This is a genomic window from Stenotrophomonas sp. PUT21, assembly GCF_052232875.1.
Lineage (GTDB): Bacteria > Pseudomonadota > Gammaproteobacteria > Xanthomonadales > Xanthomonadaceae > Stenotrophomonas > Stenotrophomonas maltophilia_N.
Window position 1 is genome coordinate 3,513,543 of the sequence record NZ_CP197645.1, and the last position, 26,297, is coordinate 3,539,839.

General features: G+C 67.7%; 23 protein-coding genes. 16 read left to right on the top strand and 7 right to left on the bottom strand.

Annotated elements, in window-relative coordinates:
- Positions 1–13 precede the first annotated feature (13 nt).
- The 3 genes from ACTT2I_RS15920 to ACTT2I_RS15930 form a co-directional block, all read right to left on the bottom strand.
- On the bottom strand, positions 14–2,647 hold the full coding sequence (locus ACTT2I_RS15920) for an excinuclease ABC subunit A (protein WP_421098883.1): 2,634 nt from the start codon (positions 2,645–2,647) through the stop codon (positions 14–16).
- 73 nt (positions 2,648–2,720) lie between these two features.
- Complete coding sequence (locus tag ACTT2I_RS15925; RefSeq protein WP_421098882.1) at positions 2,721–5,282, bottom strand: methyl-accepting chemotaxis protein; 2,562 nt, start codon at positions 5,280–5,282, stop codon at positions 2,721–2,723.
- Positions 5,283–5,481: 199 nt separating this feature from the next.
- A complete protein-coding gene (locus ACTT2I_RS15930; protein ID WP_421098881.1) occupies positions 5,482–7,671 on the bottom strand; it encodes a CocE/NonD family hydrolase in 2,190 nt (729 codons plus the stop codon).
- A 618-nt stretch (positions 7,672–8,289) separates the two neighbouring features.
- Here ACTT2I_RS15930 and ACTT2I_RS15935 point away from each other — a divergent pair.
- The 3 genes from ACTT2I_RS15935 (at position 8,290) to ACTT2I_RS15945 (ending at position 9,273) form a co-directional block, all read left to right on the top strand.
- On the top strand, positions 8,290–8,433 hold the full coding sequence (locus tag ACTT2I_RS15935; protein ID WP_019183543.1) for a hypothetical protein: 144 nt from the start codon (positions 8,290–8,292) through the stop codon (positions 8,431–8,433).
- Positions 8,430–8,627: a hypothetical protein gene (locus ACTT2I_RS15940; RefSeq protein WP_421098880.1), complete on the top strand. Its 198-nt coding sequence runs from the start codon at positions 8,430–8,432 to the stop codon at positions 8,625–8,627. The genes ACTT2I_RS15935 and ACTT2I_RS15940 overlap by 4 nt, the downstream gene beginning before the upstream one ends.
- A gap of 106 nt (positions 8,628–8,733) precedes the next feature.
- Positions 8,734–9,273: a nuclear transport factor 2 family protein gene (locus ACTT2I_RS15945; protein ID WP_421098879.1), complete on the top strand. Its 540-nt coding sequence runs from the start codon at positions 8,734–8,736 to the stop codon at positions 9,271–9,273.
- A 148-nt stretch (positions 9,274–9,421) separates the two neighbouring features.
- Here ACTT2I_RS15945 and ACTT2I_RS15950 read toward each other — a convergent pair whose 3' ends face one another.
- Positions 9,422–9,802 (bottom strand): winged helix-turn-helix transcriptional regulator, encoded by a 381-nt coding sequence (locus ACTT2I_RS15950; protein WP_088433629.1) that lies wholly within the window; start codon positions 9,800–9,802, stop codon positions 9,422–9,424.
- Between the two features lie 83 nt (positions 9,803–9,885).
- Here ACTT2I_RS15950 and ACTT2I_RS15955 point away from each other — a divergent pair, with 83 nt between their 5' ends.
- The 6 genes from ACTT2I_RS15955 to accC all read left to right on the top strand — a co-directional run bounded on the left by ACTT2I_RS15955 (position 9,886) and on the right by accC (position 16,851).
- Entirely contained in the window at positions 9,886–10,953 is a 1,068-nt protein-coding gene (locus ACTT2I_RS15955) for an SDR family oxidoreductase (RefSeq protein WP_216359466.1), read from the top strand.
- 169 nt (positions 10,954–11,122) lie between these two features.
- Positions 11,123–13,918, top strand: coding sequence for a PAS domain-containing hybrid sensor histidine kinase/response regulator (locus tag ACTT2I_RS15960; protein WP_421098878.1), 2,796 nt, complete (start codon positions 11,123–11,125; stop codon positions 13,916–13,918).
- A gap of 139 nt (positions 13,919–14,057) precedes the next feature.
- Positions 14,058–14,507 carry a type II 3-dehydroquinate dehydratase gene (gene aroQ / locus ACTT2I_RS15965; RefSeq protein ID WP_286917181.1) on the top strand — a complete coding sequence of 150 codons (450 nt, stop codon included), beginning with the start codon at positions 14,058–14,060 and terminating at the stop codon, positions 14,505–14,507.
- Positions 14,507–14,929, top strand: a complete 423-nt coding sequence (locus ACTT2I_RS15970) for a lysozyme inhibitor LprI family protein (RefSeq protein ID WP_286917184.1) — start codon at positions 14,507–14,509, stop codon at positions 14,927–14,929. Before aroQ ends, ACTT2I_RS15970 begins: the two co-directional genes overlap by 1 nt.
- Positions 14,930–14,984: 55 nt before the next feature.
- The gene (gene accB / locus ACTT2I_RS15975) at positions 14,985–15,473 is read left to right on the top strand and encodes an acetyl-CoA carboxylase biotin carboxyl carrier protein (RefSeq protein WP_019183531.1); all 489 of its coding nucleotides are present in this window, start codon (positions 14,985–14,987) and stop codon (positions 15,471–15,473) included.
- 10 nt (positions 15,474–15,483) lie between these two features.
- Positions 15,484–16,851: an acetyl-CoA carboxylase biotin carboxylase subunit gene (gene accC / locus ACTT2I_RS15980; RefSeq protein ID WP_019183530.1), complete on the top strand. Its 1,368-nt coding sequence runs from the start codon at positions 15,484–15,486 to the stop codon at positions 16,849–16,851.
- Between the two features lie 77 nt (positions 16,852–16,928).
- Here the strand turns inward: accC and ACTT2I_RS15985 are convergent, their stop codons facing one another.
- Genes ACTT2I_RS15985 through ACTT2I_RS15995 form a run of 3 tightly spaced genes read right to left on the bottom strand, consistent with a single transcriptional unit; the run spans position 16,929 to position 18,980 of the window.
- Positions 16,929–17,630: an alpha/beta fold hydrolase gene (locus ACTT2I_RS15985; RefSeq protein WP_421098877.1), complete on the bottom strand. Its 702-nt coding sequence runs from the start codon at positions 17,628–17,630 to the stop codon at positions 16,929–16,931.
- A gap of 19 nt (positions 17,631–17,649) precedes the next feature.
- Positions 17,650–18,021 (bottom strand): hypothetical protein, encoded by a 372-nt coding sequence (locus tag ACTT2I_RS15990; RefSeq protein WP_088433623.1) that lies wholly within the window; start codon positions 18,019–18,021, stop codon positions 17,650–17,652.
- Positions 18,018–18,980: a hypothetical protein gene (locus ACTT2I_RS15995; protein WP_088433622.1), complete on the bottom strand. Its 963-nt coding sequence runs from the start codon at positions 18,978–18,980 to the stop codon at positions 18,018–18,020. Before ACTT2I_RS15995 ends, ACTT2I_RS15990 begins: the two co-directional genes overlap by 4 nt.
- A gap of 187 nt (positions 18,981–19,167) precedes the next feature.
- On the opposite strand from ACTT2I_RS15995, the gene prmA reads away from it, so the two are divergent.
- The 7 genes from prmA (at position 19,168) to purD (ending at position 26,293) form a co-directional block, all read left to right on the top strand.
- Positions 19,168–20,088: a 50S ribosomal protein L11 methyltransferase gene (gene prmA / locus ACTT2I_RS16000; protein WP_088433621.1), complete on the top strand. Its 921-nt coding sequence runs from the start codon at positions 19,168–19,170 to the stop codon at positions 20,086–20,088.
- A 30-nt stretch (positions 20,089–20,118) separates the two neighbouring features.
- On the top strand, positions 20,119–21,018 hold the full coding sequence (locus tag ACTT2I_RS16005) for a DUF3426 domain-containing protein (protein ID WP_421098876.1): 900 nt from the start codon (positions 20,119–20,121) through the stop codon (positions 21,016–21,018).
- 114 nt (positions 21,019–21,132) lie between these two features.
- Positions 21,133–21,408 (top strand): DNA-binding transcriptional regulator Fis, encoded by a 276-nt coding sequence (gene fis / locus ACTT2I_RS16010; RefSeq protein ID WP_088433620.1) that lies wholly within the window; start codon positions 21,133–21,135, stop codon positions 21,406–21,408.
- A 141-nt stretch (positions 21,409–21,549) separates the two neighbouring features.
- The gene (purH, locus tag ACTT2I_RS16015) at positions 21,550–23,133 is read left to right on the top strand and encodes a bifunctional phosphoribosylaminoimidazolecarboxamide formyltransferase/IMP cyclohydrolase (protein WP_421098875.1); all 1,584 of its coding nucleotides are present in this window, start codon (positions 21,550–21,552) and stop codon (positions 23,131–23,133) included.
- A 17-nt stretch (positions 23,134–23,150) separates the two neighbouring features.
- Complete coding sequence (locus ACTT2I_RS16020) at positions 23,151–24,005, top strand: hypothetical protein (protein WP_088433618.1); 855 nt, start codon at positions 23,151–23,153, stop codon at positions 24,003–24,005.
- A gap of 122 nt (positions 24,006–24,127) precedes the next feature.
- On the top strand, positions 24,128–24,913 hold the full coding sequence (locus ACTT2I_RS16025) for a hypothetical protein (protein WP_421098874.1): 786 nt from the start codon (positions 24,128–24,130) through the stop codon (positions 24,911–24,913).
- 93 nt (positions 24,914–25,006) lie between these two features.
- A complete protein-coding gene (purD, locus tag ACTT2I_RS16030) occupies positions 25,007–26,293 on the top strand; it encodes a phosphoribosylamine--glycine ligase (RefSeq protein WP_421098873.1) in 1,287 nt (428 codons plus the stop codon).
- Positions 26,294–26,297 lie beyond the last annotated feature (4 nt).

The window sequence follows — 26,297 nt, forward strand, 5'->3', positions numbered from 1 at the left end:
AACGCCGCGGCGCTCACGGAAACCAGCGGCGCAGATAGCGCGCGGTGGCGCCCTGCCTGGCCCGGCTGACCTGCGCCGGCGTGCCCTCGGCGACGATCCGGCCACCTTCCTCGCCCGCACCCGGACCCACATCGATCACCCAGTCCGCGTCGGCCACCACGCGCAGGTCGTGCTCGACCACAACCACCGTGTTGCCGGCATCGACCAGGCCATGCAGCTGCGTCATCAGCTTGTCCACGTCGGCCGGATGCAGGCCGGTGGTCGGCTCATCCAGCACGTACAGACTGTTGCCGTGCTGGCTGCGCTGCAGCTCGGTGGCGAGCTTGATCCGCTGCGCCTCGCCGCCGGACAGCTCGGTGGCGGGCTGGCCCAGGCGCAGATAGCCCAGGCCGATGTCCCGCAGCAGCTGGAGCGGCCGCTGCACCGGCGGCTCGTCGGCGAAGAACGCCAACGCCTCCTCCACCGTCATCGCCAGCACCTGCGCGATGTTGCGGCCGTTCCACTGCACCTCCAGCGTCTTGGCGTTGTAGCGCTGGCCGTGACAGGTTGGGCACGGTGCGTAGACGCTGGGCATGAACAGCAGTTCGACGTGGACGAAACCCTCGCCTTCGCAGGTCTCGCAGCGCCCGGCGGCGACGTTGAAGGAGAAGCGGCCGACGCTGTAGCGGCGCGCCTTGGCCGAGCGCGTGCCGGCGAACAGCCGGCGCACATGATCGAACAGGCCGGTATAGGTGGCCAGGTTGGAGCGCGGCGTGCGCCCGATCGGCTTCTGATCCACATTGACCAGCCGCTTGATCGCCTTGGCCCCGTTCAAGCGGCCACGGGTGCGTTCGATGCGGCTGGGCTGCGGCACCTCGCTGTCGGCTTCCTCGATCACCGGCTCCTGCCCCAGATGCTCGCCGACCAGCTCCACCAGCGCCTGACTGACCAGGCTGGATTTGCCCGAGCCGGAGACGCCGGTCACCGCCGTGAACGCGCCAAGCGGAAAGCGCGCGTCCACGCCATGCAGATTGTTGCGATGGATGCCCTGCAGGCCCAGCCAGCCGGAGGGCGTGCGCGGCGTGCGCCGCGGGCCTGTGGCGTCCTGGAACAGATAGGGCGCGGTAACCGAGGCATTGACCGTGCGCAGTCCGTCGGGCGGTCCGCTGTAGAGCACCTGGCCGCCATGCTGACCGGCACCGGGGCCGACATCCACCAGCCAGTCCGCGCGGCGCAGCATCTCCAGATCATGCTCGACCACGAACAAGGTGTTGCCACCGGCCTTGAGCTGGGCGAGCGCGTCGTACAGGGCCTCGCCATCGGCCGGATGCAGGCCGGCGGTGGGCTCATCCAGTACGTACACCACCCCGAACAGGCTGGAACGGATCTGCGTCGCCAGGCGCAGGCGCTGCAGTTCGCCCGGCGACAGCGTCGGGGTCGCGCGGTCCATCGACAGATAGCCCAGGCCCAGCGACTGCAGCGTGCCGATCCGCTCGACCAGATCGTGCGCGATGCGCTGTGCTGCGATGCGTTTCTCTTCGGACAGATCCGGCGTGCGGCGTACGTCACTGCCGCCGGCATGCGCATTGCCACCGGCGGCGACGCGCTTGGCGGTCGCCTTGCGGCCTGCACTGCGGCTGCGCGTGGCGGTGGCGGTAGGTGCGTCGAAATGCCCTTCCGCTGCAGGACGCAGCGCCTGCGCCATCGCATTGAGCGGCAGCTGCGACAGGGTGCCGATATCCATGCCGGCGAACGTCACCGAGAGCGCCTCGCGCTTCAGCCGGCGGCCATCACAGACCGGGCACTGCGCACCGATCATGTAGCGCGCCACGCGCTTTTTCATCATCGCACTCTGCGTGGTCGCAAAGGTGTGCAGCACATAGCGGCGCGCACCGCTGAAGGTGCCCATGTAACTGGGCTCTTCCTTGCGCCGCAGCGCGGCGCGGGTTTCGGCCGGGGTAAAGCCGGGGTAGACCGGCACCACCGGCTGTTCTTCGGTGAACAGGATCCAATCCCGCTGCTTCTTGGGCAGATCGCGCCAGGGAATGTCCACGTCGTAGCCGAGCGTGACTAGGATGTCGCGTTGGTTCTGCCCGTGCCATGCCGGCGGCCACGCGGCGATGGCGCGCTCGCGGATGCTCAGCGAGGGATCGGGCACCATCGATTGTTCAGTCACTTCATATACGTAGCCCAGCCCATGACAGTTCGGGCAGGCGCCCTGCGGCGTATTCGGCGAGAAGTCCTCGGCATACAGCATCGGCTGTCTGGCCGGATAGGTACCGGCGCGCGAATACAGCATCCGCAGCAGACTCGACAGCGTGGTGACGCTGCCGACGCTGGAACGCACGCTGGCGGTGCCGCGCTGCTGCTGCAGGGCCACCGCCGGTGGCAGGCCTTCGATCGCGTCCACGTCCGGCACGCCGACCTGGTCGATCAGCCGACGCGCATACGGCGACAACGACTCCAGGTAGCGCCGCTGTGCTTCGGCATACAGCGTCCCGAACGCCAGCGAGGATTTACCCGAGCCGGAGATGCCGGAGAACACCACCAGCGCATCGCGCGGGATGTCGACATCCACGTTTTTGAGGTTGTGTGCGCGTGCGCCCCGGACACGCACGAAGGTATCCGGGGCAGTAGTGGGCGACGGCCGGCGCGTGGAGGTCTTCATGGATGAAGAATAGCGAACCACAGCGCCGGCTCACTGCCGGTGAAGACCCGTGAGTGCGGTGTTGACGCCGGCCTCAGGCCGTCGCCCGCACGCGCGCGGACGCCGGCGCAGTCATGACGAAGGCATCCACCGCTTCGCCCAGCAGGGTGGCCTGGCGCTCCAGCGCGCGCGCCGAAGCCGAGGCCTCCTCCACCAGCGCCGCATTCTGCTGCGTGCTGCCGTCCATCTGCAGCAACGTCTGGCTCACCTGCTCGATGCCCGCGGTCTGCTGCTGCGACGCGGCCGAAATGCTGGCCATGATCGATGTCACCCGCTGCACGCTGCCGACGATCTCGCCCATGGTCGCGCCCGCATCATCGACCTGGCGTGTGCCGACGTCGACCTTCTCCACCGAGGCGTCGATCAGCTGCTTGATCTGGCGCGCGGCGTCTGCACTGCGTTGTGCCAGCAGCCGCACTTCGCTGGCCACCACCGCGAAGCTGCGCCCCTGCTCGCCGGCCCGCGCCGCTTCCACGGCGGCGTTCAGGGCCAGGATGCTGGTCTGGAACGCGATCCCGTCGATCACCCCGGTGATCTCGCCGATCCGCCGCGAGGACAGCGCGATGTCGGCCATGGTGGTCACCACCTGCGCCACCGATTCACCGCCGCGCGCCGCGACCTCGGCCGCGCGGATCGCCAGCTGGTTGGCCTGCTGCGCCGAGTCCGCGTTCTGCCGCACGGTGGCCGAGAGCTCCTCCATCGAGGAGGCGGTCTCTTCCAGATGCGCCGCCTGGCGCTCGGTGCGGCCGGAGAGGTCGTGGTTGCCGGCGACGATCTCACCGGCGGCATGGTTGATCGCCAGCGAGGCCTGCTGGATACGCGCGACGATGTCGGTCAGCTGCATCACCGTGGCGTTGGCATCGTCACGCAGGCGCGCGAACACGCCGTGGAAGTCGCCCTGCATGCGCGCGCGCAGATCGCCCTGCGACAGCGCCGAGAGTAGGCCCTGCAACCCGGACAGGTTGCTCTGGAAGGTATCGAGCAGGTGGTTGATGCTCAGCGCTAGGGTTCTCACGAAGCCCTGTTTGCCCTCCATCGTGATCCGCCCGTGCAGCTCCCCGCGCGCGGCGGCGTCCACCAGTGCGGCGACTTCATTCTCCACTGTGGTTTCCAGCGCCCGGCTGCGCCACTCCACCGCTGCGCCCAGCAGCTGGCCGTGGTCCACGATCGGGGTGATCACCAACTGGTAGCGGATGCCCGCGTGCTCGATCTCGCGGCTGGCGCGCTGGCCGGCCCGCAGTGTCTGCACCAGGGTCGCGAAGGCCGGATGCAGGGCGGCCGCCGGCTGGCCACTCCACTCCGCCTGCGTGAGCTGCAGTTCGGCCAGCAGCGCCTGGTTGAGGAAACCGATCTGCCCCTCACCGTCGAGCACCATCACCCCGGTCTGCGCGCAGTCCAGCGCCTGGCGGGCGCGGGTGTTGTCGCGCGCGACGGCGCGCTCGGCATCGATCCGCTCACGCAGCCGGTGCTGCATGTGGCGCAGGCGTGCGGCCAGCTGGCCGATTTCATCGTGCGGGTTATGCAGGGGCAGGACGGTGTCCAGCCGATCCTCGGCAATATCCTCGGCGAAGCGCAGCGTATCGGTGATCGGCTGACGGACCGCGCGCAGCACCAGCAGCAGCGTGGCGATCAGCACCACCGCCACCAGCAGCAGAGTCAGTGCGAACACGACCCCCATGGTGCTGGCCCGCGCGGCCTGTCGCTCACGTGCCGCCGCCAATGCCCGCGTCTGTGCCTGTTGCAGCGCCTGCAGACCGGGGCCGATCTGGGCGGCGGTCTCAGCCAGTGACTGCGCTTCCACATCCAGCCCGATGCGGGCAGCGGTATAGGCCAACAGCGCGCCCTGGTAGTCGTCCATCTGCGTGCGCAGCGCGTCCTGCGTGTCTGCGCCCAGCCACGCCTGCGCCAGCGCCAGATCGAACGGCAGCTTCTGTTCGCTGGCACGATCGGTGTGCGCCGAATCACCGGTGAGCAGCAGCAGGCTTTCCTCGCGCCGCATCTTCTGCAGCAGGGCCATCAGCACCGGGCTCGCGCTGCTCTCGACGCTGGCTTCCAGCGTGGCGGCCGCGGCCTCCAGCTGCGCACGCAGGCCGGCATCACCGCGCCCCATCTCATTCACCCGGGCATTCAATGCGGTGATGCCCTCGGCGAAGTCACCCGCACGCACCGCCAGCTCGCGCAGTGCCCCGGCACTGCCGGCATCGTGCGGATCGCGCTGCAGGTGCGCCAACGTTGTCTGCAGGCGCTGCTGCGCGGCCTGCAGGGCCTCCCGGTCAGCATCTTCGAAGGTGCTGGCATACCGCGTCTGCAGCCGCCGTGCATCGGCGATCTCGGTCGCCAGCGTGGCGGCCCGTGCCGCCTCCTGCTGATGCGCCGCGAACGCCTCGGCCGCGCGCTCGTTATCATGGCGCGTCCAGCCGTACACGACGGCCACCGCGAACAGGCCCAAGCCGCAGATCAGCAGGCTGGCCCTGAGTTTTTGTGCCACGCTGAGACGACCGAGCCCGGCCAGCCGGGACGGCTGGGCCAGACGGAAGCGGAACCGGTCGCCCAGGCGGGCGACGAACAACGACAGGCGGCGGGGGACGGCCGACATCACGTACTCCAGGCGGAAGGACGCATCGGTATCGGCGGGTTTGGGATGAACTTTAGGGCCCATCCCAATGAGCAAACATGGCGTCGCCAGTGGCTCCCGTTGTAAGCGAGCCAGACGACGAAGTGATGACGGTCCTACGTCGAGCGCCCTGTTGCTGCATCCGTGGCTGGTCGGGGATGGGCGTGAGGCCCGGGCGGCGCTACCGCGGACTGCTTTCCGATGCGGAGGACGGGCCAGCCGCGACCCGCAATGGCACCCGGATAACGCTGTCTGAATGCCAGTCGATGCGTAGTGGTTCACCCGCATCGGCAACGGACTCGTTGCTCACGTCGCGTCCGGTCCCGTAGTTGACCTGCTGGCCCGGCCCACGTAGCACATCCACAACCACCAGCAGACGGCTTCCTGCAGCCATGCGACGCCCAGTCATGCGGGTGCGATCGAATGACAGCCGCGTCCACTTCCCGGGCGTAAGCAGTCTGCGCTTGGTCATGTCCTGCGCATAGCTTGCCCTGCCGATGTAGTAGCTCAGTTGCATGCGACGTCCATCGCGCATCACTTCATACAGCGAAATACCGAGGTCGACGTCGCGCTTGTTGATGCGGATCTTCAGATCCCCTGAAAAACTGCCGACGATGTCGGTGGCCTGCTCGAACTGCGCGCTGACAAAGCTCAGGCCGCTCTCGGCGGGCGCATCATCCTGGACGATGGGCCAAGGATAATAGCTGTGCACCGGCGCAGTGCGGTCGGAAAGATCGACCGTCTGACGGAGGTATCCAGCACGCCGGGGTGCTTGGCGAGTCAAGGGGTACCGGTCTCCCTCGCCATCGTGTGACAAATGTAGTGCCACCTGATCACCTCCCGCTTCAGCAAGCGAGTCCGCGTGCCACCACTGATCGGTGCCCATCAGCTGGTAGTTGACCCGGCCCGAAAGCAGCGCCGGAAGCGGAGCACCAGCCAGGACATGATCGAACCACTGGAAGGTGAGGGCCTGGGTATCGAACTGCGCCGAAGCATCCAACGTGTAGCCCCGCAACCGCATGGGCTTGCTCGCCGCCTGCGCGCCAAAATGATCGTACGGACCGATGAGCAGACGGTGGTCGGCTGCCGGGAGGTATCGGACATGCTCCTTGACGTACTGCAGCGCAGAGATCTGGCCGTCATCGTAGTAACCCGTGATCGACAGCGCTGGCACAGTGATACCAGCAAACTGCGCCCCGTAAGGCACCATGGCCTGCCAGTACGCGTCGTAGTCGGGATGGTGCAACCAGCGCTGGAGCCAGGGGTTGGGCATGCCATCCACTTGGTCAATCTCGCTGAAGGCACGACCGCTCTCGTACCAGGCATCGCTCAAGGCGTTCCACCGCTCGCGCTGGCCATAAATCTCCTTGTCGAGCAGTCGGTTGCTGGCGACATAGAAGGGCCATGCGTAGTTGGCGGTCAGGAAGATGTTGTTCTCCATCGGCAATCCGAGGCCTGGAATCGCGGCCACATAGGGCGCGATCGCCTTCAGTGCGGGATGCCGGTAGCTGGCCGCCGCCCACGCGGCGAACCCGGAGTAACTGCCGCCATACATCACTACGCGACCGTCATTCCAAGGCTGTCGGCTGATCCAGTCGATGGCTGCGTTCGCATCTTCGCCATCGTGTTCGTACGGGACGATTGGTCCATTGCCCAATCGTTTTCCGCGCGCGTCGACCACGACGCCAGCGTATCCCCGTGCGGCCGCCTGCACCGCCTCGTTCCGATTCTGTACTGGGTCGGCGTAGATGGTGAATACCATTGCGGCCGGCAGCGCAGCACGGGAAGTCCTGCGCGGGCGGGCCACGTGCGCGGAGAGGAACACGCCCCCGTCGGCGGCAATCATTGCTTTGTCGTCAATGAGAAACCGTCTGTCCTCGTCTTCGCGAATCAGCGCGGGCGAAAAGCGTTCGGCCATGCGGTAGGTCTTCACGAAGGCCGCCTGACGAATCAACTCGAGTGCATCCGCCCGCGCGATGGCGGCCTGCCCCGCGTGTGCCACGATGGCTTGGCGCAACCGACCATTCGCGCTGGGCAGGTCGGCAACGAACCAGTAATGCGTCTGCACGGCAGCCAGATCATCCAGCGTGGCAAACCAAGCGCGGAATGCAGCTGCATAGCTGGCACCTGCATCGCTGAAAGGCCCAGTCTCTGCTTGGGCAAACAACAGATATGGCACCCACCGCTGGGCGCGGGCTGCCTCCCCGTTCTCGACTAATGCACCCATCAGCGCGTGTATCGAGCGCGATGCGTCCGGGTAGCGCCCCGCGACCAGATGAAGTTGGCTGCGCTGTGCCTCCGTGAGTGATGCTTCCTCAGCGGGATCATCCTGCAGCAACGCGCACGCAAGCTCGGCTAGACCTGCGTCCATCCGCTCTGGCGCACCTGAGATACCCGCCGGCCAGGCCACGAGTGCGGCATCCGCCTTTGCTTGGGCAGGTCCCGCTACCAAGGCGAGAAAGAGGCAGGAGCATAGGCCCCAGGCGGAGGCGCGGCGACGCGGAGGAGGGTCGGTAATGGCAGCCAAAGCACAGTCCTTGTACGACAAGGGAACGTTGGCCAGCCGACGAGCATTGCTGACCAGCGCCGATGATCATAAGGGCATTGGCTCCCACCTGCCCCCTTCATCACCCTCTGTGGACGCCCTGCTTCGCCAGATCGAAAGATGCACACCGCGCTGCATGTCGATCCTCACAAGCCATGACCTAGCGTCGGACGCAGGAGCGGACCGGCCACCTGCCAACTTGACCCAGTCCGGCGTTGCCCGCGGGTGAAGCCACCCTTCCCGCGCGTCGTGAGAGAGTGGCGCCGCCAGCGGCCCTGCAGCGCATGAACGTGCGACAGTGAAGGAAGGGACAGCACCTTCACGGCGATTGCGCTGAACTAGCGCTGGGATCACGCCCGGGAGCTGCTGCAGGGCCGCTCGGACGCTGCCGCACCTCGGGCCGATCACGACGCACTACGCCACGCCGCACGGAGAGAGACCGCCATGAATGCCGCCTTCAAGATTTTTCTGCTCGCCGGTGCACTGCTGTACGGCCTGCCGGGGCTGGTGTGGTGGGTGAACCATCGGCGGGCCAAGCGCGCGCGGCTGGCCCAGGGCGCGATCAGCGTCGAGGTCCGCGCGCCATGAGCGGAAGCGGAAGCACCCAGCCGCGCCTGACGGACGAACAGCGGCAGATCCTGCGCGATATCAACGCCACGCGGCCGGTCAGCGACGAGGCCGCCAACTGGTCCGTCCGGGCCGGCTATGCCGCGCAGGCGGAAGATGGCGACATCGACCTGACCCAGGCCGGCCGCCAAGTGGTGGACTCCAGCACGCTGTAGCGGGCCGGGCGCACGCCCGTCATCCCGTGTCCCGGAGGTCCTCCGTCCGAATGACACTTGAAGGGCGTCCCAGCCCATGCGAAAAGTGGGGCCCGCTCTGGTCCGATTGAAGCAGGCACTGCCGATGAAACGCTTCCCCGCTGTTGTCGCCGCCATGCTCGTAGCCGCTGGCATGCTCGCGCCCCTGGCGGCATCCGCTGGCGAGGAGGCCGAAGACGCGGCCGCCCTCACCCGCACCATTACCGGGTTGGATGACCAGGTCTTCGACGCCTACAACCGCTGCGACCTGGAGACCTTTGCCGGCTACTTTTCGCCTACCGTCGAGTTCTATCACGACAGCGGCGGGGCCACCTTCGATCGCGACACGGTGGTCTCCAACACGCGCAAGTACATTTGCCACAAGGTCCGTCGCGAACGCGTTCCAGGCACGCTCAGGGTGTACCCGATCAAGAACTTCGGCGCGATCGAGGAAGGCGAGCACCGCTTCTGCGAGGTGGCGACCGGCAAGTGCGAAGGCAGCGCGAAGTTCGTGATGGTCTGGCAGCACAAGGACGGGCAATGGCAGATGACCCGGGTGCTGAGCTATGGCCATCGTGCGTTGACCGCGGCTGAAAAGGCGGCGCTGGAGACGACAGGACAAAAGTGAGGCCTGGCAGGGTCGGTCCGCACTGTCACAGCGCGCCTGAGGGCTTGCCGGTACCACACCGCACTGACCGCTGATTCTGTCAGGCCGCCACGGCATCGATCCGCTGGAGGGGAGCCGTACTCTGCCCGATCCGGCTGGCCTGCCCTGCTCAGCGCCGACGTGAGGTCGCGCGCGGCTGCAACGCGTCCAGGGCGCCAGCATTGCGGCGCGCCCAGTCGTAGATCAGTTCGATCGGTTCGACCAGTTGCCGCCCCAGCGGGGTCAATGTGTACTCCACCGAGGGCGGCACGGTGGGGTACTCGGTGCGCAGCACGATCCCCGCATGCTCCATGTCACGCAGTGTCTGGATCAGCATCTTCTTGGAGACGGCCGGCAGGCTGCGGTGCAGCGCGTTGCTGCGGGCGGTACCGTCATGCCGCACGGCCAGGGTGTGCAGCACCATCGAGGTCCACTTGGTGCTGAACAGCTCCAGCACCCGCCGGGGGGCGCAATCCTCTCGCCAGTGCTCTTCGGGAGTACCCGTTTTCATGTGTGGTTACCGTTTGGTGCCTTCTTTCGAGGCGTACCTCGATATCCTAAGGTGTGCGCCTGTAAAGCAATGAACGGGGCGACATCGTGAGGCAGAAAGCGTTGGTGGTCGGTGCAACGGGCATCGTGGGCAGTGCACTGATACAACGGCTGCTGCAGGAGGGCTGGGAAGTTCACGGCCTGGCCCGTCGGCCCGATTCGCTGCCCGCCGGCGCCCACGGCGTCTGCGCCGACCTGCACGATGCGCAGGCCACGCGCGCCGCGCTGTCCGGACTGGCACCCACGCACGTGTTCATCACCACCTGGTCCCGGCAGGCCAACGAGGCCGAGAACATCCGGGTCAACGGCGCGATGGTGCGTCACCTGCTGCAGGCCCTGGCGCCGGCTGGCACGGTGCAGCATGTGGCGCTGGTGACGGGCCTGAAGCACTACCTGGGACCGTTCGAGGCCTATGCGCAGGGCAACCTGCCGCAGACGCCTTTCCGTGAAGAACAACCGCGCCTGCCCGTGGACAACTTCTACTACGCACAGGAAGACGAGGTGTTTGCCGCCGCCGCCCGCGATGGCTTCCACTGGAGCGTGCACCGTCCGCACACGGTGATCGGCGCGGCGGTGGGCAATGCGATGAACATGGGCACGACCCTGGCCGTGCACGCGACGCTGTGCCGGCAGACCGGCCGCCCGTTCCAGTTCCCCGGTTCGCTCGCCCAATGGGAGGGGCTGACCGACATGACCGATGCCGGGCTGCTGGCGCGTCATCTGCTGTGGGCCACGCAGACACCGGCCGCCGCCAACCAGGCGTTCAACGTGGTCAACGGCGATGTGTTCCGGTGGCGCTGGATGTGGGGCCGGATCGCGGCGTGGTTCGATATCGAGGCCGTGCCCTTCAGTGGGCACGTGCGGCCGCTGGCGGCGCAGATGGCCGACGATGCCGCGCCCTGGTCCGCACTGGCCGCCACGCACGGTCTGGCAGAGCCGGATATCCATCGGCTGATCTCGCCCTGGCACACCGATGCCGATCTCGGGCGCCCGCTGGAGGTGATCACGGACATGTCCAAGAGCCGCCGGATGGGGTTCCTGGATTACCAGCCCAGCGACGATGCGTTCTTCGATCTGTTCGCCCGCCTGCGGGCGGCCCGCCTGATCCCCTGATCGAGCCGGAGCCACGGGCGACCGACGGGATTCAGCCCGGGCAGCGGGCGCGAACGGGGGGTGTTCCAAAGCGGCGCCCGGCAGCGATACCCTATCGTTGCCGCCCCGTGTCGCCTGCAGTACGGGCCCCCGGGTTCCGGAGCCGCCCCCCGCCGATCGCAGGTACCGCTTGAGTTCTTCACCTTCCCCCGGCTCCCACCGCGAGCGGGATTCCGAGCGCGTCAAGATGGCGCTGGCCGCCGGCGCGATCATCGGCACCTGGTTCTGGGACGTGGCCCGGGACAACCTCACGGTGGATGATGCCCTCGCCCTGGCCCATGGCCTGGACCCTGCCCTGGCGCGCACCGAACTGCGGCTGGAACAGGTGGTGGCCGCCGTTCACCCCGACGACCGCGCCGGTCTGGCCGATGCGATCGCCGAGGCGGTCCGCCGGGGCGGTCGCTATGCGCACCAGTACCGTACCCGCGGCCCGGACGGCGCGTACCGCTGGATCGAAGCGATCGGCCGGGTGGATCTCGATGCGCAGGGAGAGGCCATCGGCTTCCCCGGCGTGCTCATCGATATCGACGAACGCCGCCGGATCGAAGCCGAGCGGGACCAGGCACAGACCCTGCTGCGCTCCTTCGTCGAGGCAGCGCCCGGCGTGGTGTATGCCAAGGACCGCCAGGGCCGGATCCTGATCGGCAACCGCGGCACCACCGACCTCATCGGCCTGCCGCCGGAGGTGTACGTGGGCCGCACCGATGCCGAACTGCTGAACGACCCAGCCCAGGCCGCCACGGTCATGGCCACCGACGAGCGGGTCATGGCCAGCGGGCAGACCGAGCAGCTCGAAGAGGAAGTGAGCTTTCCCGACGGCCGGCGCGCCTACTGGCTGTCGACCAAGTCACCGTTGCGTGACGCCGACGGCACCGTGGTTGGCCTGGTCGGCACCTCGCTGGACATCACCGACCGCAAGGCCGCCGAGGCCCGCCACCTGGAAGTGGAGGAGCGCTATCGGCTGGCCGCCCAGGCCACCAACGATGCGATCTGGGACTGGCGGATCTCCGATGGCCATGTGATCTGGAACGAGGCGCTCACCACCCTGTTCGGCCATCCCCTGGCCGAGACCACGGCGCAGTGGTGGCTGGACCACATCCATCCCGATGACCGTGCGCGCGTCGATGCCGACATCCATGCGGTGATCGAAGGCGGCGGGACGGGCTGGAACAGCGAATACCGGTTCCGGCGCGCCGATGGCAGCTTTGCGCCGGTGCTCGACCGCGGCACCGTATTGCGTGGCGGCGTGGGTGAGCCGCTGCGGATGATCGGCGCGATGCTCGACCTGACCGTCCGCAACACCGCCGAAGCTGCGCTGGCCAAAAGCGAGGAACGCCTGCGCTTTGCCACCGAGGCCGGTGACATGGGCTTCTGGGATGTCGACCTGGTCCGCGATGAACTGATCTGGCCGGCACGGACCAAGGCGATGTTCGGCATCTCGCCCGGGGTGGCAGTGACGTTGCGCGACTTCTACGACGGCATCCATCCTGATGACAGCGAGGCAACCTTCGCGGCCTTCGCCGCTGCGGCCGACCCGGCCCGGCGCGCGCTCTACGACGTGGAGTACCGCACCGTCGGCAAGGAAGACGGTGTCGTGCGCTGGGTGGCGGCAAAGGGGCGTGGCCATTTCGAAGGCGACCGCTGCGTGCGGGTGGTCGGCGTGGCGATCGAGATCACGGCGCGCAAGCTCGCCGACGCACGCCTGCAGGAATTGAACGAACACCTCGAGAGCCGCGTGCTCGAAGAGGTCGCCGAGCGCACGCGCGTGGAAGATGCCCTGCGCCAAAGCCAGAAGATGGAGGCGGTGGGCCAGTTGACCGGCGGCATCGCGCACGACTTCAACAACATGCTCGCCACCGTGATCGGCCCGCTGGACCTGCTTGCGATGCGCATGGGCGACAGCGATCCGCGCGCCAAGCGCTACATCGACATGGCCATCGACGGCGCGACCCGGGCCGCGCAGCTGACCCAGCGCCTGCTGGCGTTTTCCCGGCAACAGCCCCTGCAGCCGGTGCCCTTGGACGTGAACCGGTTGATCGCCGGGATGTCGGACCTGCTCGTGCACTCACTGGGCAGCAACATCCGCCTGGAGACCGTGCTGGCCGCGCAGGTGTGGTGCACCTTCGCCGATGCCAATCAGCTGGAGAACGTGATCCTCAACCTGGCCGTCAACGCGCGCGACGCGCTGCCGGGCGGCGGGCGGCTGGTGGTGGAAACGGCCAACTGCCGGATCGCCTCTGCCGCAGACGCCGTGCGTGCCGACGTGCCCACCGGTGAGTACGTGCTGATCACCGTGGCCGACAACGGCGGCGGCATGCCACCGGAGGTCATCACCAAGGCCTTCGATCCGTTCTTCACCACCAAGAAGGTCGGCCAGGGCACCGGGCTGGGCCTGTCACAGGTGTACGGCTTCGTCCGCCAATCGGCCGGGCACGTGAAGATCCATTCCTCGCTCGGCAAGGGAACGACGGTGGCGCTGTATCTCCCGCGCCGGGAGGGGGAGATCGACGCGGGTCCTTCGACAGCACCCGCGGACAGTCGCCCGCTGAGCGGTGGCCGCGAGCTGGTCCTGGTCGTGGAAGACGAACCGGGCGTGCGACAGTTTTCCATCGAGGCGCTGGGCGAACTGGGCTACCGGGTCCTTGCCGCCGACGATGCGGCCGGCGCGCTCGCGCTGCTCGAGCAGCATCCGGACATCGCGCTGCTGTTCACCGATGTGGTGATGCCGGAGGTCAACGGCCGGCAACTGGCCGACGAAGCCCTCAAACGGCGGCCCGGCCTGAAAGTGCTGTTTACCACCGGCTATAGCCGCAATGCGCTGGAACACGATGGGGTGCTGGACCCCGCAGTCCACGTGATCGGCAAGCCCTTCACGCTGGAAGATCTGGCGCTGCGGGTGCGCGCGGTGCTGGCGGAGGTGCGGTGATCCCGACGCCGGCATGCCGTGCTGGGACAGGGATCGCACGCGAATTTCAAACAATCGCTTGAAACACGCATAACTTCGTCGAACTGGACACGATCCACCAGTTCCGCCAGACTCCGCCCTTTCCTGTTGTTCGGCACCCATGGCGAAACTGCTGGTCCTGCATGGCCCCAACCTCAACCTGCTCGGCACGCGCGAGCCGGGGGTCTATGGGCACACCACGCTGGCGCAGATCGACCAGGCCCTGCTGGCCCAGGCGCAGGCCGCCGGCCATGCCCTGGAGAACCTGCAGTCCAACGCCGAGCACGTGCTGGTGGACCGCGTGCAGGCGGCCCGGGACGACGGCACCGCCTTCATCCTGATCAACCCGGCCGCGTTCACCCACACCTCGGTGGCCCTGCGCGATGCGCTGGCCGCGGTGGATGTGCCCTTCATCGAGATCCACCTGTCCAACCCGCATGCGCGCGAGCCCTTCCGCCAGCACAGCTATTTCAGCGACAAGGCGGTCGGGGTGATCTGTGGGTTCGGGGCGGACAGCTATCGCTATGCAATGGATGCAGCGCTGACCCGGCTGGCGGCCACCTCCGCGTGATGACGCTGCTGCGTGTCCTCGCCAGCGTCGCGCTGTGGGGCTGCCTGTGCGGCGCCGCTATCGCCGCTGATCGCAGCGCGGAAGGCATCGACTGCGCACAGCCGAGCGGCACAATGGAATCGGACCTGTGCGCCTCGGATGTGGCCAGCGCGGCCGATACCGAATTGAACGCGGTGTACGCCCAGGCGCGCCAGCAGTTGCGCAGCCAGGCGGCCGAAGGCGCCTGCACGCACTGCGCCGATGCGGAAAAGCAGCTGATCCTGGCCCAGCGCGCGTGGATGCAGCTGCGCGATCACGATTGCGATGCGGTCTACGCCTTCAACGCCGATGGCACCTCGCGCAATGGCGCGCAGATGCACTGCCTCACCACCCTCGCGCGCGACCGTACGCGGCAGCTGCGCGATTTCTACGAACTGCTTTGACCCGAGCGCACTGCGCTTTCCCCTCTCCACTGACATCAAGACCACAGAGGCCCCTATGGATCTCCGCAAAATCAAGAAGCTGATCGACCTGCTGGAAGAGTCGAACCTCGCCGAAATCGAAATCAAGGAAGGCGAAGAGTCCGTGCGTCTGTCGCGCGCGCCCGTCTCCGGCTACGGCATGGTGCAAGCCCAGCCGCAGATGATGATGGCCCCGGCACCGGCCCAGGCCGCCGCCCCGGCGATGCCGATGCAGTCGCCGACCGAAGCCTCCACCGGTGGCACCGCCAAGGCCGGCAACGCCCTGCCCGATGGCCACGTGCTGCGCGCGCCGATGGTCGGCACCTTCTATGCCTCGTCCTCGCCGGACAAGCCGGCCTTCGTGTCGGTCGGCCAGGCCGTCAAGGCCGGTGAAACGCTGGCGATCATCGAAGCGATGAAGATGTTCAACCCGATCGAAGCCGATGTCTCCGGCACCATCGTCGCCATCCTGGGCGAAAACGGCCAGCCGGTCGAATTCGACCAGCCGCTGTTCGTGATCGGCTAAGGATTAGTCCATGCTCGACAAAGTCGTTATTGCCAACCGAGGGGAGATCGCGCTGCGCATCCTGCGCGCGTGCCATACCCTGGGCATCCGCACGGTGGCTGTGCATTCCACGGTCGACCGCAATCTCAAGCACGTGGCCATGGCCGACGAGTCGGTCTGCATCGGTCCGGCACCGTCCTCGGAGAGCTACCTCAACATCCCGGCCCTGATCGCCGCGGCGGAAGTCACCGACGCCCAGGCCATCCACCCGGGTTACGGCTTCCTCTCGGAAAACGCCGACTTCGCCGAGCGCGTGGAAGAATCCGGCTTCATCTTCATCGGCCCCAAGGCCGACACCATCCGCCTGATGGGCGACAAGGTGGAAGCGATCCGCGCGATGAAGGCCGCCGGCGTGCCGTGCGTGCCCGGCTCGGGCGGCCCGCTGACCGACGACATCGTGGCCAACACCAAGATCGCCCGTGAGATCGGCTACCCGGTCATCATCAAGGCCTCCGGTGGCGGTGGCGGCCGCGGCATGCGCGTGGTGCATGCCGAGGCTTCGCTGAAGGCGGCCATCGAGACCACCAAGTCCGAGGCCAAGGCCGCTTTCAGCAACGATCAGGTCTACATGGAGAAGTTCCTGGAGAATCCGCGCCACGTGGAAATCCAGGTGCTCGCCGACGGCCAGGGTAACGCCATCCACCTCGGTGAACGCGACTGCTCCATGCAGCGCCGCCACCAGAAAGTGGTGGAAGAAGCGCCGGCACCGGGCATCACCGCCGAGCTGCGCGATGAGATCGGCAAGGTGTGCGTGGAGGCCTGCATCCGCATCGGCTACCGCGGCGCAGGTACCTTCGAGTTCCTGTTCGAAGACGGCCGTTTCTACTTCATCGAAATGAACACCCGCGTGCAGGTGGAACATCCGGTGACGGAGATGGTGACGGGCATCGATCTGGTCTGCGAGCAGCTGCGCATCGCCGCCGGCCAGAAGCTGAGCATCAAGCAGAGCGACGTGGTGCTGACCGGCCACGCGATCGAATGCCGCATCAACGCCGAAGATGCTGAAACCTTCGTGCCGAGCCCGGGCCAGATCACCGCGTTCCATCCGCCCGGTGGCCCCGGTGTGCGCGTGGATACCCACATCTACAGTGGCTACCGCGTGCCGCCGAACTATGACTCGATGATCGGCAAGCTGATCGTGCACGGCCCGGATCGCGAGACCGCGATCGCGCGCATGCGCGTGGCGCTGAGCGAACTGGTCGTGGACGGCATCAAGACCAACGTCGCGCTGCAGCAGCGCATCATGCGCGACAAGGGCTTCCAGGCCGGTGGGCAGAACATCCACTACCTGGAAAAGCGCCTGGCCGAACGCAAGAACAAGTCGATCGCGTTGACCTGATCGCTTGTGTGGGACGCTGGACAGCAGAAAGGCGGGGATCTCCCCGCCTTTTTGTTTGTCTGCGGCTTTCGACCGCCCTACCCGAGCCCGCCCATGAACTGACGCACCACGTCGGCGGCAGCCTGTGGGTTCGCCTGCAGAAGCAGATGAGGGCCCGGCACGGTGTGCTGCTGCGCCTGCGGCAGCAAGCGTGCCCATTCGTGCTGCGCCCGCGCAGGCAGGAGGCGGTCATGCGAGGCGTGCAGACACAGCATCGGCACTGCGATGTCGGACAGGGCCGCACGCGCATCAACGTCGAGCACGGCACGCAGGCGCGCGCGCAGGACCGGAGCAGTGACCTGGGCCAGCGCCTTCCGCAGGGCGTCCCGCAACGCTGGCGTCGCCCAGCGACCCAGCAGCCACCATGACAGCGCTGGCGACGGCATGCCCCGCATCGGCACATACGGCAGCAGCGGGCGCAGCGCGCGCCCGGCGGGCCAATGCGGGCGGGCAAAGGTCGTGGAGAGGATCAGCCCCTGCAGTCGCGAAGGCGCAGCGGCGGCGATGGTCAGCGCCAACGGCCCCGAGAACGACTCCCCCAACAATACGAACGGCGCATCGCGCGGCAGCAGCGCCTGCACGAAGGGCAACAGCGCGGGGTAATCGAGAGGAACATCCCGCGGGTAGGCGATGACCGAGGTGGCCACGCCCCGCGCGGCCATCGCATCGAAGAAGGCGGTATGCAGCGTGCCGGTGGCATCCATGCCCGGCAATACGATCAGCGCAGGCAGGTCGAACACCGCTGCCCCTATCTGGCTGTCACTTGGCAGTATCCGCCGCAGTGACCTGCGAGTTCTTCACCGGCTCCACGCCCTGCGACGAGGTCGGGTCCACGATCACCATCGTTTCGGTGGAGCCATCCGGCCACACCACCTGGAAGGTGCTGCCGGTGGGCAACGAAGCGAACGGCATGCCACTCTGCGCGCGATACACCGCAGCGACCTGACTGGCACCGGCACGACGCACGTCGGCATCGGCCTTGACCGAGGTCAACTGCACCTTGGACAAGCTTCGGTAACGATCGTCGTAGGTATCGATCATCACCAAGCCCACCGCTCCGGCCGAGTACGCGACAAACAACGCGACCCAGAACCAGAATTTCGCACCGTGCAGGATTCGACGGTAATTCATCGCCCATTCCTCTGCTTGACCAGCTCTTCGACCAACACCTTCATTTTCCCCGCACCTTGCCGCGATACCGCGGCGTCATACACAAAAGTGGCAAAGTCCTGCCCACCGTCCTGCGAACAGATCCCTCCGTTCGCGCAGAAATTGTTCATCAGCACACTGTCCGGCCCGCAGGCCATGCCCAGTTCGCAAGCGGCCAGCCGCCAGGCCAGTTCACTGAACTGATCGCCGGCCACCATGCCGCTCATCGCACCATCACCGCTGGCGCGCTGGCCCATGCCCGGCGCCAGTGCCATGAAGGCTTCCGGATCACGCGAGTCCATGACCCGCTCGACCAGCCCGCGACGATAGGCCGGGGCGGTTTCCAGCGGATGACCTTCGGCAAACAGCGAAGCCTCGGCCGCCAGATTGCCGGCCTTGGCGGCCTGCAGGCGCTGGGTCAGGATCAACGAGCGGCCCAGATTGTCGCTGCTCACAAAACCGGCGCAACGTCGGGAAACCCGCTCACGCGCGGCGACCATCGACACCGAGGCTTTCATGCCCAGGCCGGTCAGTACATCGTTGTCGAGCCGGTAGCCCCCCGGATCCATCGCATACGTGGCGCAGTAGTCGTACACACGGCTGACCATCCAGCCGGCTTCCGCATTGCCGTTGGCGGCCTGCAGCTGCAGGCGCTGCGCATAGGCAAACAGATCGGTATCGCCTTCGATGTCGGCGCGCAGATCCAGCGGCAGACCGGACGCCACCGCGGTGCCACGCTCGCTGCCGAGCAGGCGCCGGGCCAGTTGCCGCGCTTCGGCCGGAACGGCGCTCGGCGCACTGGCGGCCTGCGGCTCATCCATGTGTGAAGCAGCCTGATCGGCATGCAGCACCCGGTCACCCGCGCGGTAGCCCACCACCCCCAGCAATGCCAGGGCCGGTACGACCAGCAACCAGGTTTTCAGGGTCGGCACGAGCGCCATGGGCAGGAGGTCACAGGCTGTCGGTCATGGACAGCAGAAATCCAAGTTTAGCAAGCAGCCGCAACACTGTCTGAACCGGCTGTCGGGCCGATCTTACCGGCTGGCGAGACGCCCTCACTGCGGTGGTGCCGGGACCATCGGCCCGCACTGGTCTAACATGCACGGTTTTCCGCCGGTCCCTGCCCCCATGCCCTTCCTGGAACTCACCCTGCACTGCACCGAAGCCACCCAGCCGCGCTATGAGAATGCGCTGGACGACGTGGGCGCGCTGGCGGTGACCCTGCTCGATGCCGATGCCGACACCAGCAACGAGCGCGCGATCCTGGAGCCGGGCGTGGGCGAGACCCCGCTATGGAACGACCTGGTGCTGACCGCGCTGTTCCCGGGGGACACCAACGCGCTGGCGCTGCTGGCCGCCCTGGACGCCTTCGACCCGGGCCTGGACTGGGCCAATGCCAGCTTCCGCGCCGTGGCCGACGAAGACTGGGAGCGCGCGTGGATCGACCAGTTCCAGCCGATGGCCTTCGGCGAGCGCACCTGGATCGTGCCGTGGAACCATGCGCTGCCAGACGCCGCTCAGGCCGAGGACGCCGCCGTGGTCCGCCTGGACCCGGGCCTGGCGTTCGGCTCGGGCACCCACCCGACCACCGCGCTGTGCCTGCGTTGGCTGGACGGCCTGGCCACCGAGGGTGCCCTGGCCGGCAACACCGTGCTCGATTTCGGCTGCGGCTCGGGCATCCTCGCCCTGGCGGCACTGAAGCTGGGCGCGGCCCGCGCGGTCGGCGTGGACAACGACCCGCAGGCGGTGATCGCCACCGGCGACAACGCCGAGCGCAACGGCCTGCAGGACCGTGTGCAGGTCTACCTGCCGGACGACGAGCCGCAGGCAACGTATCCGGTCGTGGTGGCGAACATCCTCGCCTCGGCGCTGGATGCCCTGGCCGATGTGCTGGCCGCGCGCGTCGCCCCGGGCGGCCGCATCGCGCTGTCGGGCATCCTGCACGGGCAGGAAGGTGAACTGCTGGAACGCTATGCCCCCGCCTTCGAGCAGCTGGCGGTGGCGCAGGACGGTGACTGGATGCGCATCACCGGCGTCCGCCGTGCTTGAATAGCCTGTCTCCTGCCCGGTCCCGTGCCCATGTCCGAGCCTCCGATGCCGCCGCGACGCCCGCTCGCCACGTTCCTGCGTCCGTCCGTGGAGGCTCCGGCCGATCCGGCTGAGCCGTCTTCCGTCGTCCATGACGAGGCGTCGGCGTTGCCGACGTCGCCCGTGCAGGATCGGATCGCACCCCTGGCGGTGGAACAGGTGATCGATGCCCAGCCGGTGCACGCGCCGCAGCGCCCGGCGCCGGCGCGGGAACTCGACCTGCCCCTCCGTTCCGGACGCGCGCCTGTTGGCGACGCTGGGCCAGCAGCCGCACTGCCTGCTGGCACAGCGACGCCATCGATGGCGTTGCCGGATGATGGGGGCGCCTCCACCGGGGACGCGGGAAGCACCGCCACGGCCGCCCTGCCGCCGGCCGAAGCGATCACCACGCCAAGTTTCCTGCGTCTGCCCGGTGCGCGCCTGCGCACGCCGCGCTGGCAATGGGGAATGGTCGCCGGGCTGGTCGCCCTGCTGCTGCTCCAGATCGCCGTGGCCGACCGTGCGCGGCTGGCTGCCGATGCCGGCACCCGCCCGTGGATTGCCGGGCTGTGCAGCGTGTTGCGCTGTTCGTTGCCGGCCTGGCGCGAGCCGGCGGCCTTCAGCATGCTCAGCCGTGATGTGCGCCCCGTGCCGGGCCAGGCCGGCGCACTGCAGGTGCAGGCGAGCATCCGCAACGACGCACGCTGGGCACAGGCCTGGCCGTCGCTGCGGCTGTCGCTGTCCGACGCCGATGGCCGCGTGATCGGCACCAATGTGTTCGCGCCGGCGGACTACCTGGAGCGCGCGACGGACCCGGCCGCCACGCTGGAACCGGGGCAAAGCGCGCAGATCGCCTTCCGTGTGCGGGAGCCTGCCGCGTCTACCGTCGCATTCACCTTTGAGTTCCTCTGAGGTGCCGCCGCAGCCGTCGGAGCGTGGCAGGCGGCCGACGCACGCGCTAGACTGACCCCATCACCATTCCGCCGTGGGCTGTTGTCCGCCCCGGCTCTTGCACCGGGAAACTCCTTGAACGCTGTCCTTTCTCGTCCTGACAACAGTCGTGGCGCGCCCAAGCCACCCCTGCGTGAACACGTGGCCCAGTCGGTCAGGCGCTACCTGCGGGACCTGGATGGCTGCGATGCGGACGATGTCTACGAGATCGTGCTGCGCGAGATGGAGATTCCGCTGTTCGTGGAAGTGCTCAATCACTGCGAAGGCAACCAGAGCCGGGCCGCGTCGATGCTGGGCATCCACCGCGCCACCCTGCGCAAGAAGTTGAAGGAATACGGCATCAGCACCTGATGCCGACCGGGCACGCGTGTCGTGCCTGGCGTGAGAAGGCCGGATCGAGCAGCCCTCGGTGCCGGCCTTCGTCGTTTCAGGGGCCATCCCCGCGCCACTGGCCTACAATATGGCCCCGCTCCGCTTCGATCTCCTGCCCCCATGAGTTCCGATCTGCTGCCCGTGCGCCGGGCCCTGCTGTCCGTTTCCGACAAAACCGGTCTGATCGACCTGGCCCGCGCCCTCGCTGCGCGCAACGTGGAGCTGCTTTCCACCGGCGGGACCGCCAAGGCGATCCGCGAGGCCGGCCTGGCAGTGAAGGACGTTGCCGACGTCACCGGTTTCCCGGAAATGATGGACGGCCGGGTCAAGACCCTGCACCCGATGGTGCACGGTGGCCTGCTCGGCCGCGCCGGGCTGGATGACGCGGTCATGGCCGAACATGGCATCGGCGCGATCGACCTGCTGGTGCTGAACCTGTACCCGTTCGAGTCGGTCACCGCCAAGGCGGACTGCACCCTCGAAGATGCCGTGGAGAACATCGACATCGGTGGCCCGGCGATGCTGCGCTCGGCGGCGAAGAACTTCGCCCGCGTGGCGGTGGCGACCGACCCGTCGCAGTACGACGAACTCCTGGCCGAATTGGACGCCAACGACGGCAAGCTGTCGGCGGCCAAGCGCTTCGCCTTCTCGGTGGCCGCGTTCAACCGCGTGGCCCAGTACGATGCGGCGATCAGCAATTATCTCTCGGCCGTGACCACCACCGACACCGCCGTGCCGGTGCGCGCGGAGTTCCCGGCGCAGATGAATTCGAGCTTCGTGAAGGTGATGGATCTGCGCTACGGCGAGAACCCGCACCAGAGCGGCGCGTTCTACCGCGACCTTTACCCGGTGCCGGGCACGCTGGCCACCTTCCAGCAGCTGCAGGGCAAGGAACTGAGCTACAACAACCTGGCCGACGCCGATGCCGCGTGGGAATGCGTGCGTCAGTTCGACGTACCGGCCTGCGTGATCGTCAAGCATGCCAATCCGTGCGGCGTGGCCGTGGGCGCTGGCAACGGCGATGCCTACGAGCTGGCCTACGCGACCGACCCGACCAGCGCCTTCGGCGGCATCATCGCCTTCAATAAGCCGCTGGACGCCGCCACCGCCAAGGTGATCCTGGACCGCCAGTTCGTCGAAGTGCTGATCGCCCCGGATTACGAGCCGGCCGCGCTGGAATACGCGACCAGGAAGGCCAACGTGCGCGTGCTGCGCATTCCGCACGGCGACGGCCGCAACAACTACGACACCAAGCGCATCGGGTCGGGCCTGCTGCTGCAGAGCGCCGACAACCGCGGCATGCGCCGCGACGAACTGACCGTGGTGAGCAAGCTGGCGCCGACCGACAAGCAGTTCGCCGATCTGCTGTTCGCCTGGAAGGTCGCCAAGTTCGTCAAATCCAACGCCATCGTCTACGCCAAGGACAACCGCACCATTGGTGTCGGTGCTGGCCAGATGAGCCGCGTGTACTCGGCGCGCATCGCCGGCATCAAGGCCGCCGATGCGAACCTGGTGGTGGAGGGCTCGGTGATGGCCTCCGATGCGTTCTTCCCGTTCCGCGACGGCATCGATGCCGCCGCGGCGGCCGGCATCAAGGCAGTGATCCAGCCGGGTGGCTCGATGCGCGACAACGAAGTGATCGCCGCGGCCGACGAACATGGCCTGGCGATGGTGTTCACCGGCGTGCGTCACTTCCGCCACTGATGCCTGGATCGACACGGATGTCGCCACTGCAACGCAACCGCCTTGCAGCGGTGGTGATCGCCACCGCTGCAGGGGTGCTGGGCTGCACCCGCACCAGTGACCCGGCGCCGCCGCCCGCGCCCGCTGCAGCGGCGACCGCCGCCCCGCTCGCTCACGTCAGCCGCACGGCGCGCCTGCAGGGCTTCCTGACCGAGCGCTACGGCAAGGCCGCCACGCTTTCGGGAAAATGGCGTGGCAGCTGGACCCAGGACGGCGACACCCGCCTCACCGATTGGCGTGTGTGTGCCGAGCAGCCGGTGGTCACGGGCGAGAGCTGGCAACAACTGGTGGCCGTCTGCGGATCACCGCTGGACGGCGCCCATCCCGACCCGGGCGCGATCGACTTCTTCGTGCTGCGCCCCGAGGCGGACCGCTTCGCCGTGGCCGCCGAGCTGACCGGGCAGAACTTCGGCAGCCAGGGTGAGCCCGGCACGGTGCAGATCGTCCGCGCCGGCAGCGACTTCTACGGTTTCCGCATCGAGCACGGCTGGTTCGGCCAGGGCTACGCGTTGATCACGCAGACGCTGGTATTGCCCGGCCCGAACGGGCTGGTGGACGCCGGCGGCGTGCGCAGCCATATCGACAACAGCGGTGCCTACGACTGCGACGATGCCGATGCCGAACCGGATTGCCAGGCACGTCTGTTCAACCTTGATTTCGCCCTGACCTTCGACAGCCGCGATCCAGCGGCGCGGCAATGGCCGCTGGTGATCGAAGAGACCGGCCTGGGCTGTGGCGGGCAGCCGGTGCGGCGCGAACATCGCTTCACCCTGGACCCGAAAACGTGGACGTATGCGTTCCCCGCGGCGCTTCAGCGCGAAGGGTGCGAGTGATGCGTTCGTGGGCACTGGCAGGTGTGGCGCTCGCGCTGCTGGCCGGCTGTGACCGCACACCAGCGGCATCGGAACCACGCAAACCGCACCGTGTGCTCAGAACCACGGTGCTGGTGGAGGACATGATCTACCTGCGCGGCGATGCCAACCAGCGCCTGCTGGCGTTTCTGCGCAAGCGCTACGGCGACGCCGCCCTGCTCGGCGCGCCATGGAAGGGCGACTGGGAGGACACCGAGGTTGAGGCACTGCGTCCGGTCACCCGCAGCGTGTGTGCGCGTGACACCGTCACCAGCGAAGGGCATGAGCAGACCCTGCTGGCGGTGTGCCAGACCCTTGATGACGCCGCCACAGTCGAACCCGGGCGGGTCGACCTGTATGTGCTGCGCCTGGGCAAGGACGATGACGAGGCGAGCCACGGCGGCGCGCTTGCCCAGCAGCTGGACAGCGACCCGCTGGTGGTCATCGCGCAGCGGCTGCAGCAACAGTACGGCCGCCACGGCGCACCCGGCACGGTCCAGATCGCGCAGCTCGGCCCGCAACGCCATGCCTTCCACATCACCCATGAGGAACACCGGCGAGGCCATCGGCGCATCTGGCGCAGTTACGTCGCCCTCCACAACGATCGCCTGCGCGATGTCGCCCAGTACCGCGACCACCTCGACAATCTTGCCCTGCACGGCTGTGGCGGCAAGCCGGCCGACTGCGGCGAGGGCGTGTTCGCGGTGGACTTCAGCACGACAGTGGGCGACAGCAACGCCGAGGATGGCTACTGGCCGCTGACGGTGCGTGCCAGCGGCCACGACTGCACGGGGCCGGCGACCGAGTACTACCACCTGATCTTCGATGCCCGGCAGCGTGCCTATCCGGTGCCGGACGATCTCCAGCGCGACGGCTGCGCGGACAGCTGAGGGCGTGGGTTGCCACGGCAACCGATCGCCCGAATGCGCCCGCCGCCCGCACCGCGTAAAATCACGTTCCTGCCCTCTTACGCGAGAACTGCATTGAAGATCCTGGTCATTGGCGCTGGCGGCCGCGAACACGCCCTGGCCTGGAAGCTGGCCCAGTCCGCGAAGGTCCGTGAGGTCATCGTCGCCCCCGGCAATGCAGGCACCGCCACCGAGCCCAAGTGCCGCAACGTGGACGTCAAGGTCACCGACCTGAACGGCCTGCTGGCGCTGGTCGGCACCGAAGGCATCGGCCTGACCGTGGTCGGCCCGGAAGTGCCGCTGGTGGCCGGTGTGGTCGATCGCTTCCGCGCCGCCGGTCACCGCATCTTTGGGCCCACCGCCGCCGCCGCGCAGCTGGAAGGCAGCAAGGCGTATGCGAAGGACTTCCTGGCCCGCCACAGGATCCCGACCGCGTTCTACGCGGTGCATACCGAGGTCGAGCCGGCGCTGGCCTACCTGCGCGAGAAGGGCGCGCCGATCGTGGTCAAGGCCGATGGCCTGGCCGCCGGCAAGGGCGTGATCGTGGCGATGACCCTCACCGAAGCCGAGGACGCGGTGCGTGACATGCTCTCCGGCAATGCCTTCGGCGATGCCGGCGCCCGCGTGGTGATCGAAGAATTCCTGGACGGCGAAGAAGCCAGCTTCATCTCGATGGTGGATGGTAAGACGGCACTGCCGATGGCGACCTCGCAGGACCACAAGCGCGTCGGCGACGGCGACACCGGCCCCAACACCGGCGGCATGGGCGCGTACTCGCCGGCCCCGGTGGTGACCGATGAAGTGCATGCGCGCGTGATGCGCGAGGTGGTCAACCCGACCGTGCAGGGCATGATCGCCGACGGCATTCCGTTCACCGGCTTCCTCTATGCCGGCCTGATGATCGATGCCAATGGCGCGCCGAAGGTGATCGAATTCAACGTGCGTTTCGGCGACCCGGAAACCCAGCCGGTGATGCTGCGCCTGCAGTCGGATCTGGTGGATCTGGTCGAAGCGGCGATCGACGAACGCCTGGACACCGTGGAGGCGCAGTGGGACCCGCGCCCGTCGCTGGGCGTGGTGATGGCAGCCTCGCCGTATCCGGAGACCCCGATCACCGGCGAGGTGATCCACGGCCTGGACGCGGTCGCCGCGACGGCCAAGGTGTTCCATGCCGGCACCACGCTGGACGCGCAGGGCCAGGTGCTCAGCGCCGGCGGCCGTGTGCTGTGCGTGGCGGCATTGGGCGGCACGGTGGGCGAAGCACAGCGCAACGCCTATGCCGGCGTCGGTGCCATCCACTGGACCCATGAGTTCCACCGGGGTGATATCGGCTGGCGGGCGATCGCACGCGAGCAGGGCTGAGCAT

Coding starts and splice junctions, on each gene's coding strand:
- purH (WP_421098875.1), top strand. CDS start 21,550: ATGAGTTCCGATCTGCTGCCCGTGCGCCGGGCCCTGCTGTCCGTTTCC.
- aroQ (WP_286917181.1), top strand. CDS start 14,058: ATGGCGAAACTGCTGGTCCTGCATGGCCCCAACCTCAACCTGCTCGGC.
- accC (WP_019183530.1), top strand. CDS start 15,484: ATGCTCGACAAAGTCGTTATTGCCAACCGAGGGGAGATCGCGCTGCGC.
- ACTT2I_RS16020 (WP_088433618.1), top strand. CDS start 23,151: ATGTCGCCACTGCAACGCAACCGCCTTGCAGCGGTGGTGATCGCCACC.
- ACTT2I_RS15925 (WP_421098882.1), bottom strand. CDS start 5,282: ATGTCGGCCGTCCCCCGCCGCCTGTCGTTGTTCGTCGCCCGCCTGGGC.
- ACTT2I_RS15930 (WP_421098881.1), bottom strand. CDS start 7,671: ATGGACGCAGGTCTAGCCGAGCTTGCGTGCGCGTTGCTGCAGGATGAT.
- ACTT2I_RS15950 (WP_088433629.1), bottom strand. CDS start 9,802: ATGAAAACGGGTACTCCCGAAGAGCACTGGCGAGAGGATTGCGCCCCC.
- ACTT2I_RS15935 (WP_019183543.1), top strand. CDS start 8,290: ATGAATGCCGCCTTCAAGATTTTTCTGCTCGCCGGTGCACTGCTGTAC.
- ACTT2I_RS16005 (WP_421098876.1), top strand. CDS start 20,119: ATGTCCGAGCCTCCGATGCCGCCGCGACGCCCGCTCGCCACGTTCCTG.
- ACTT2I_RS15995 (WP_088433622.1), bottom strand. CDS start 18,980: ATGGCGCTCGTGCCGACCCTGAAAACCTGGTTGCTGGTCGTACCGGCC.
- ACTT2I_RS15940 (WP_421098880.1), top strand. CDS start 8,430: ATGAGCGGAAGCGGAAGCACCCAGCCGCGCCTGACGGACGAACAGCGG.
- ACTT2I_RS16025 (WP_421098874.1), top strand. CDS start 24,128: ATGATCTACCTGCGCGGCGATGCCAACCAGCGCCTGCTGGCGTTTCTG.
- prmA (WP_088433621.1), top strand. CDS start 19,168: ATGCCCTTCCTGGAACTCACCCTGCACTGCACCGAAGCCACCCAGCCG.
- ACTT2I_RS15990 (WP_088433623.1), bottom strand. CDS start 18,021: ATGAATTACCGTCGAATCCTGCACGGTGCGAAATTCTGGTTCTGGGTC.
- accB (WP_019183531.1), top strand. CDS start 14,985: ATGGATCTCCGCAAAATCAAGAAGCTGATCGACCTGCTGGAAGAGTCG.
- ACTT2I_RS15970 (WP_286917184.1), top strand. CDS start 14,507: ATGACGCTGCTGCGTGTCCTCGCCAGCGTCGCGCTGTGGGGCTGCCTG.
- ACTT2I_RS15920 (WP_421098883.1), bottom strand. CDS start 2,647: ATGAAGACCTCCACGCGCCGGCCGTCGCCCACTACTGCCCCGGATACC.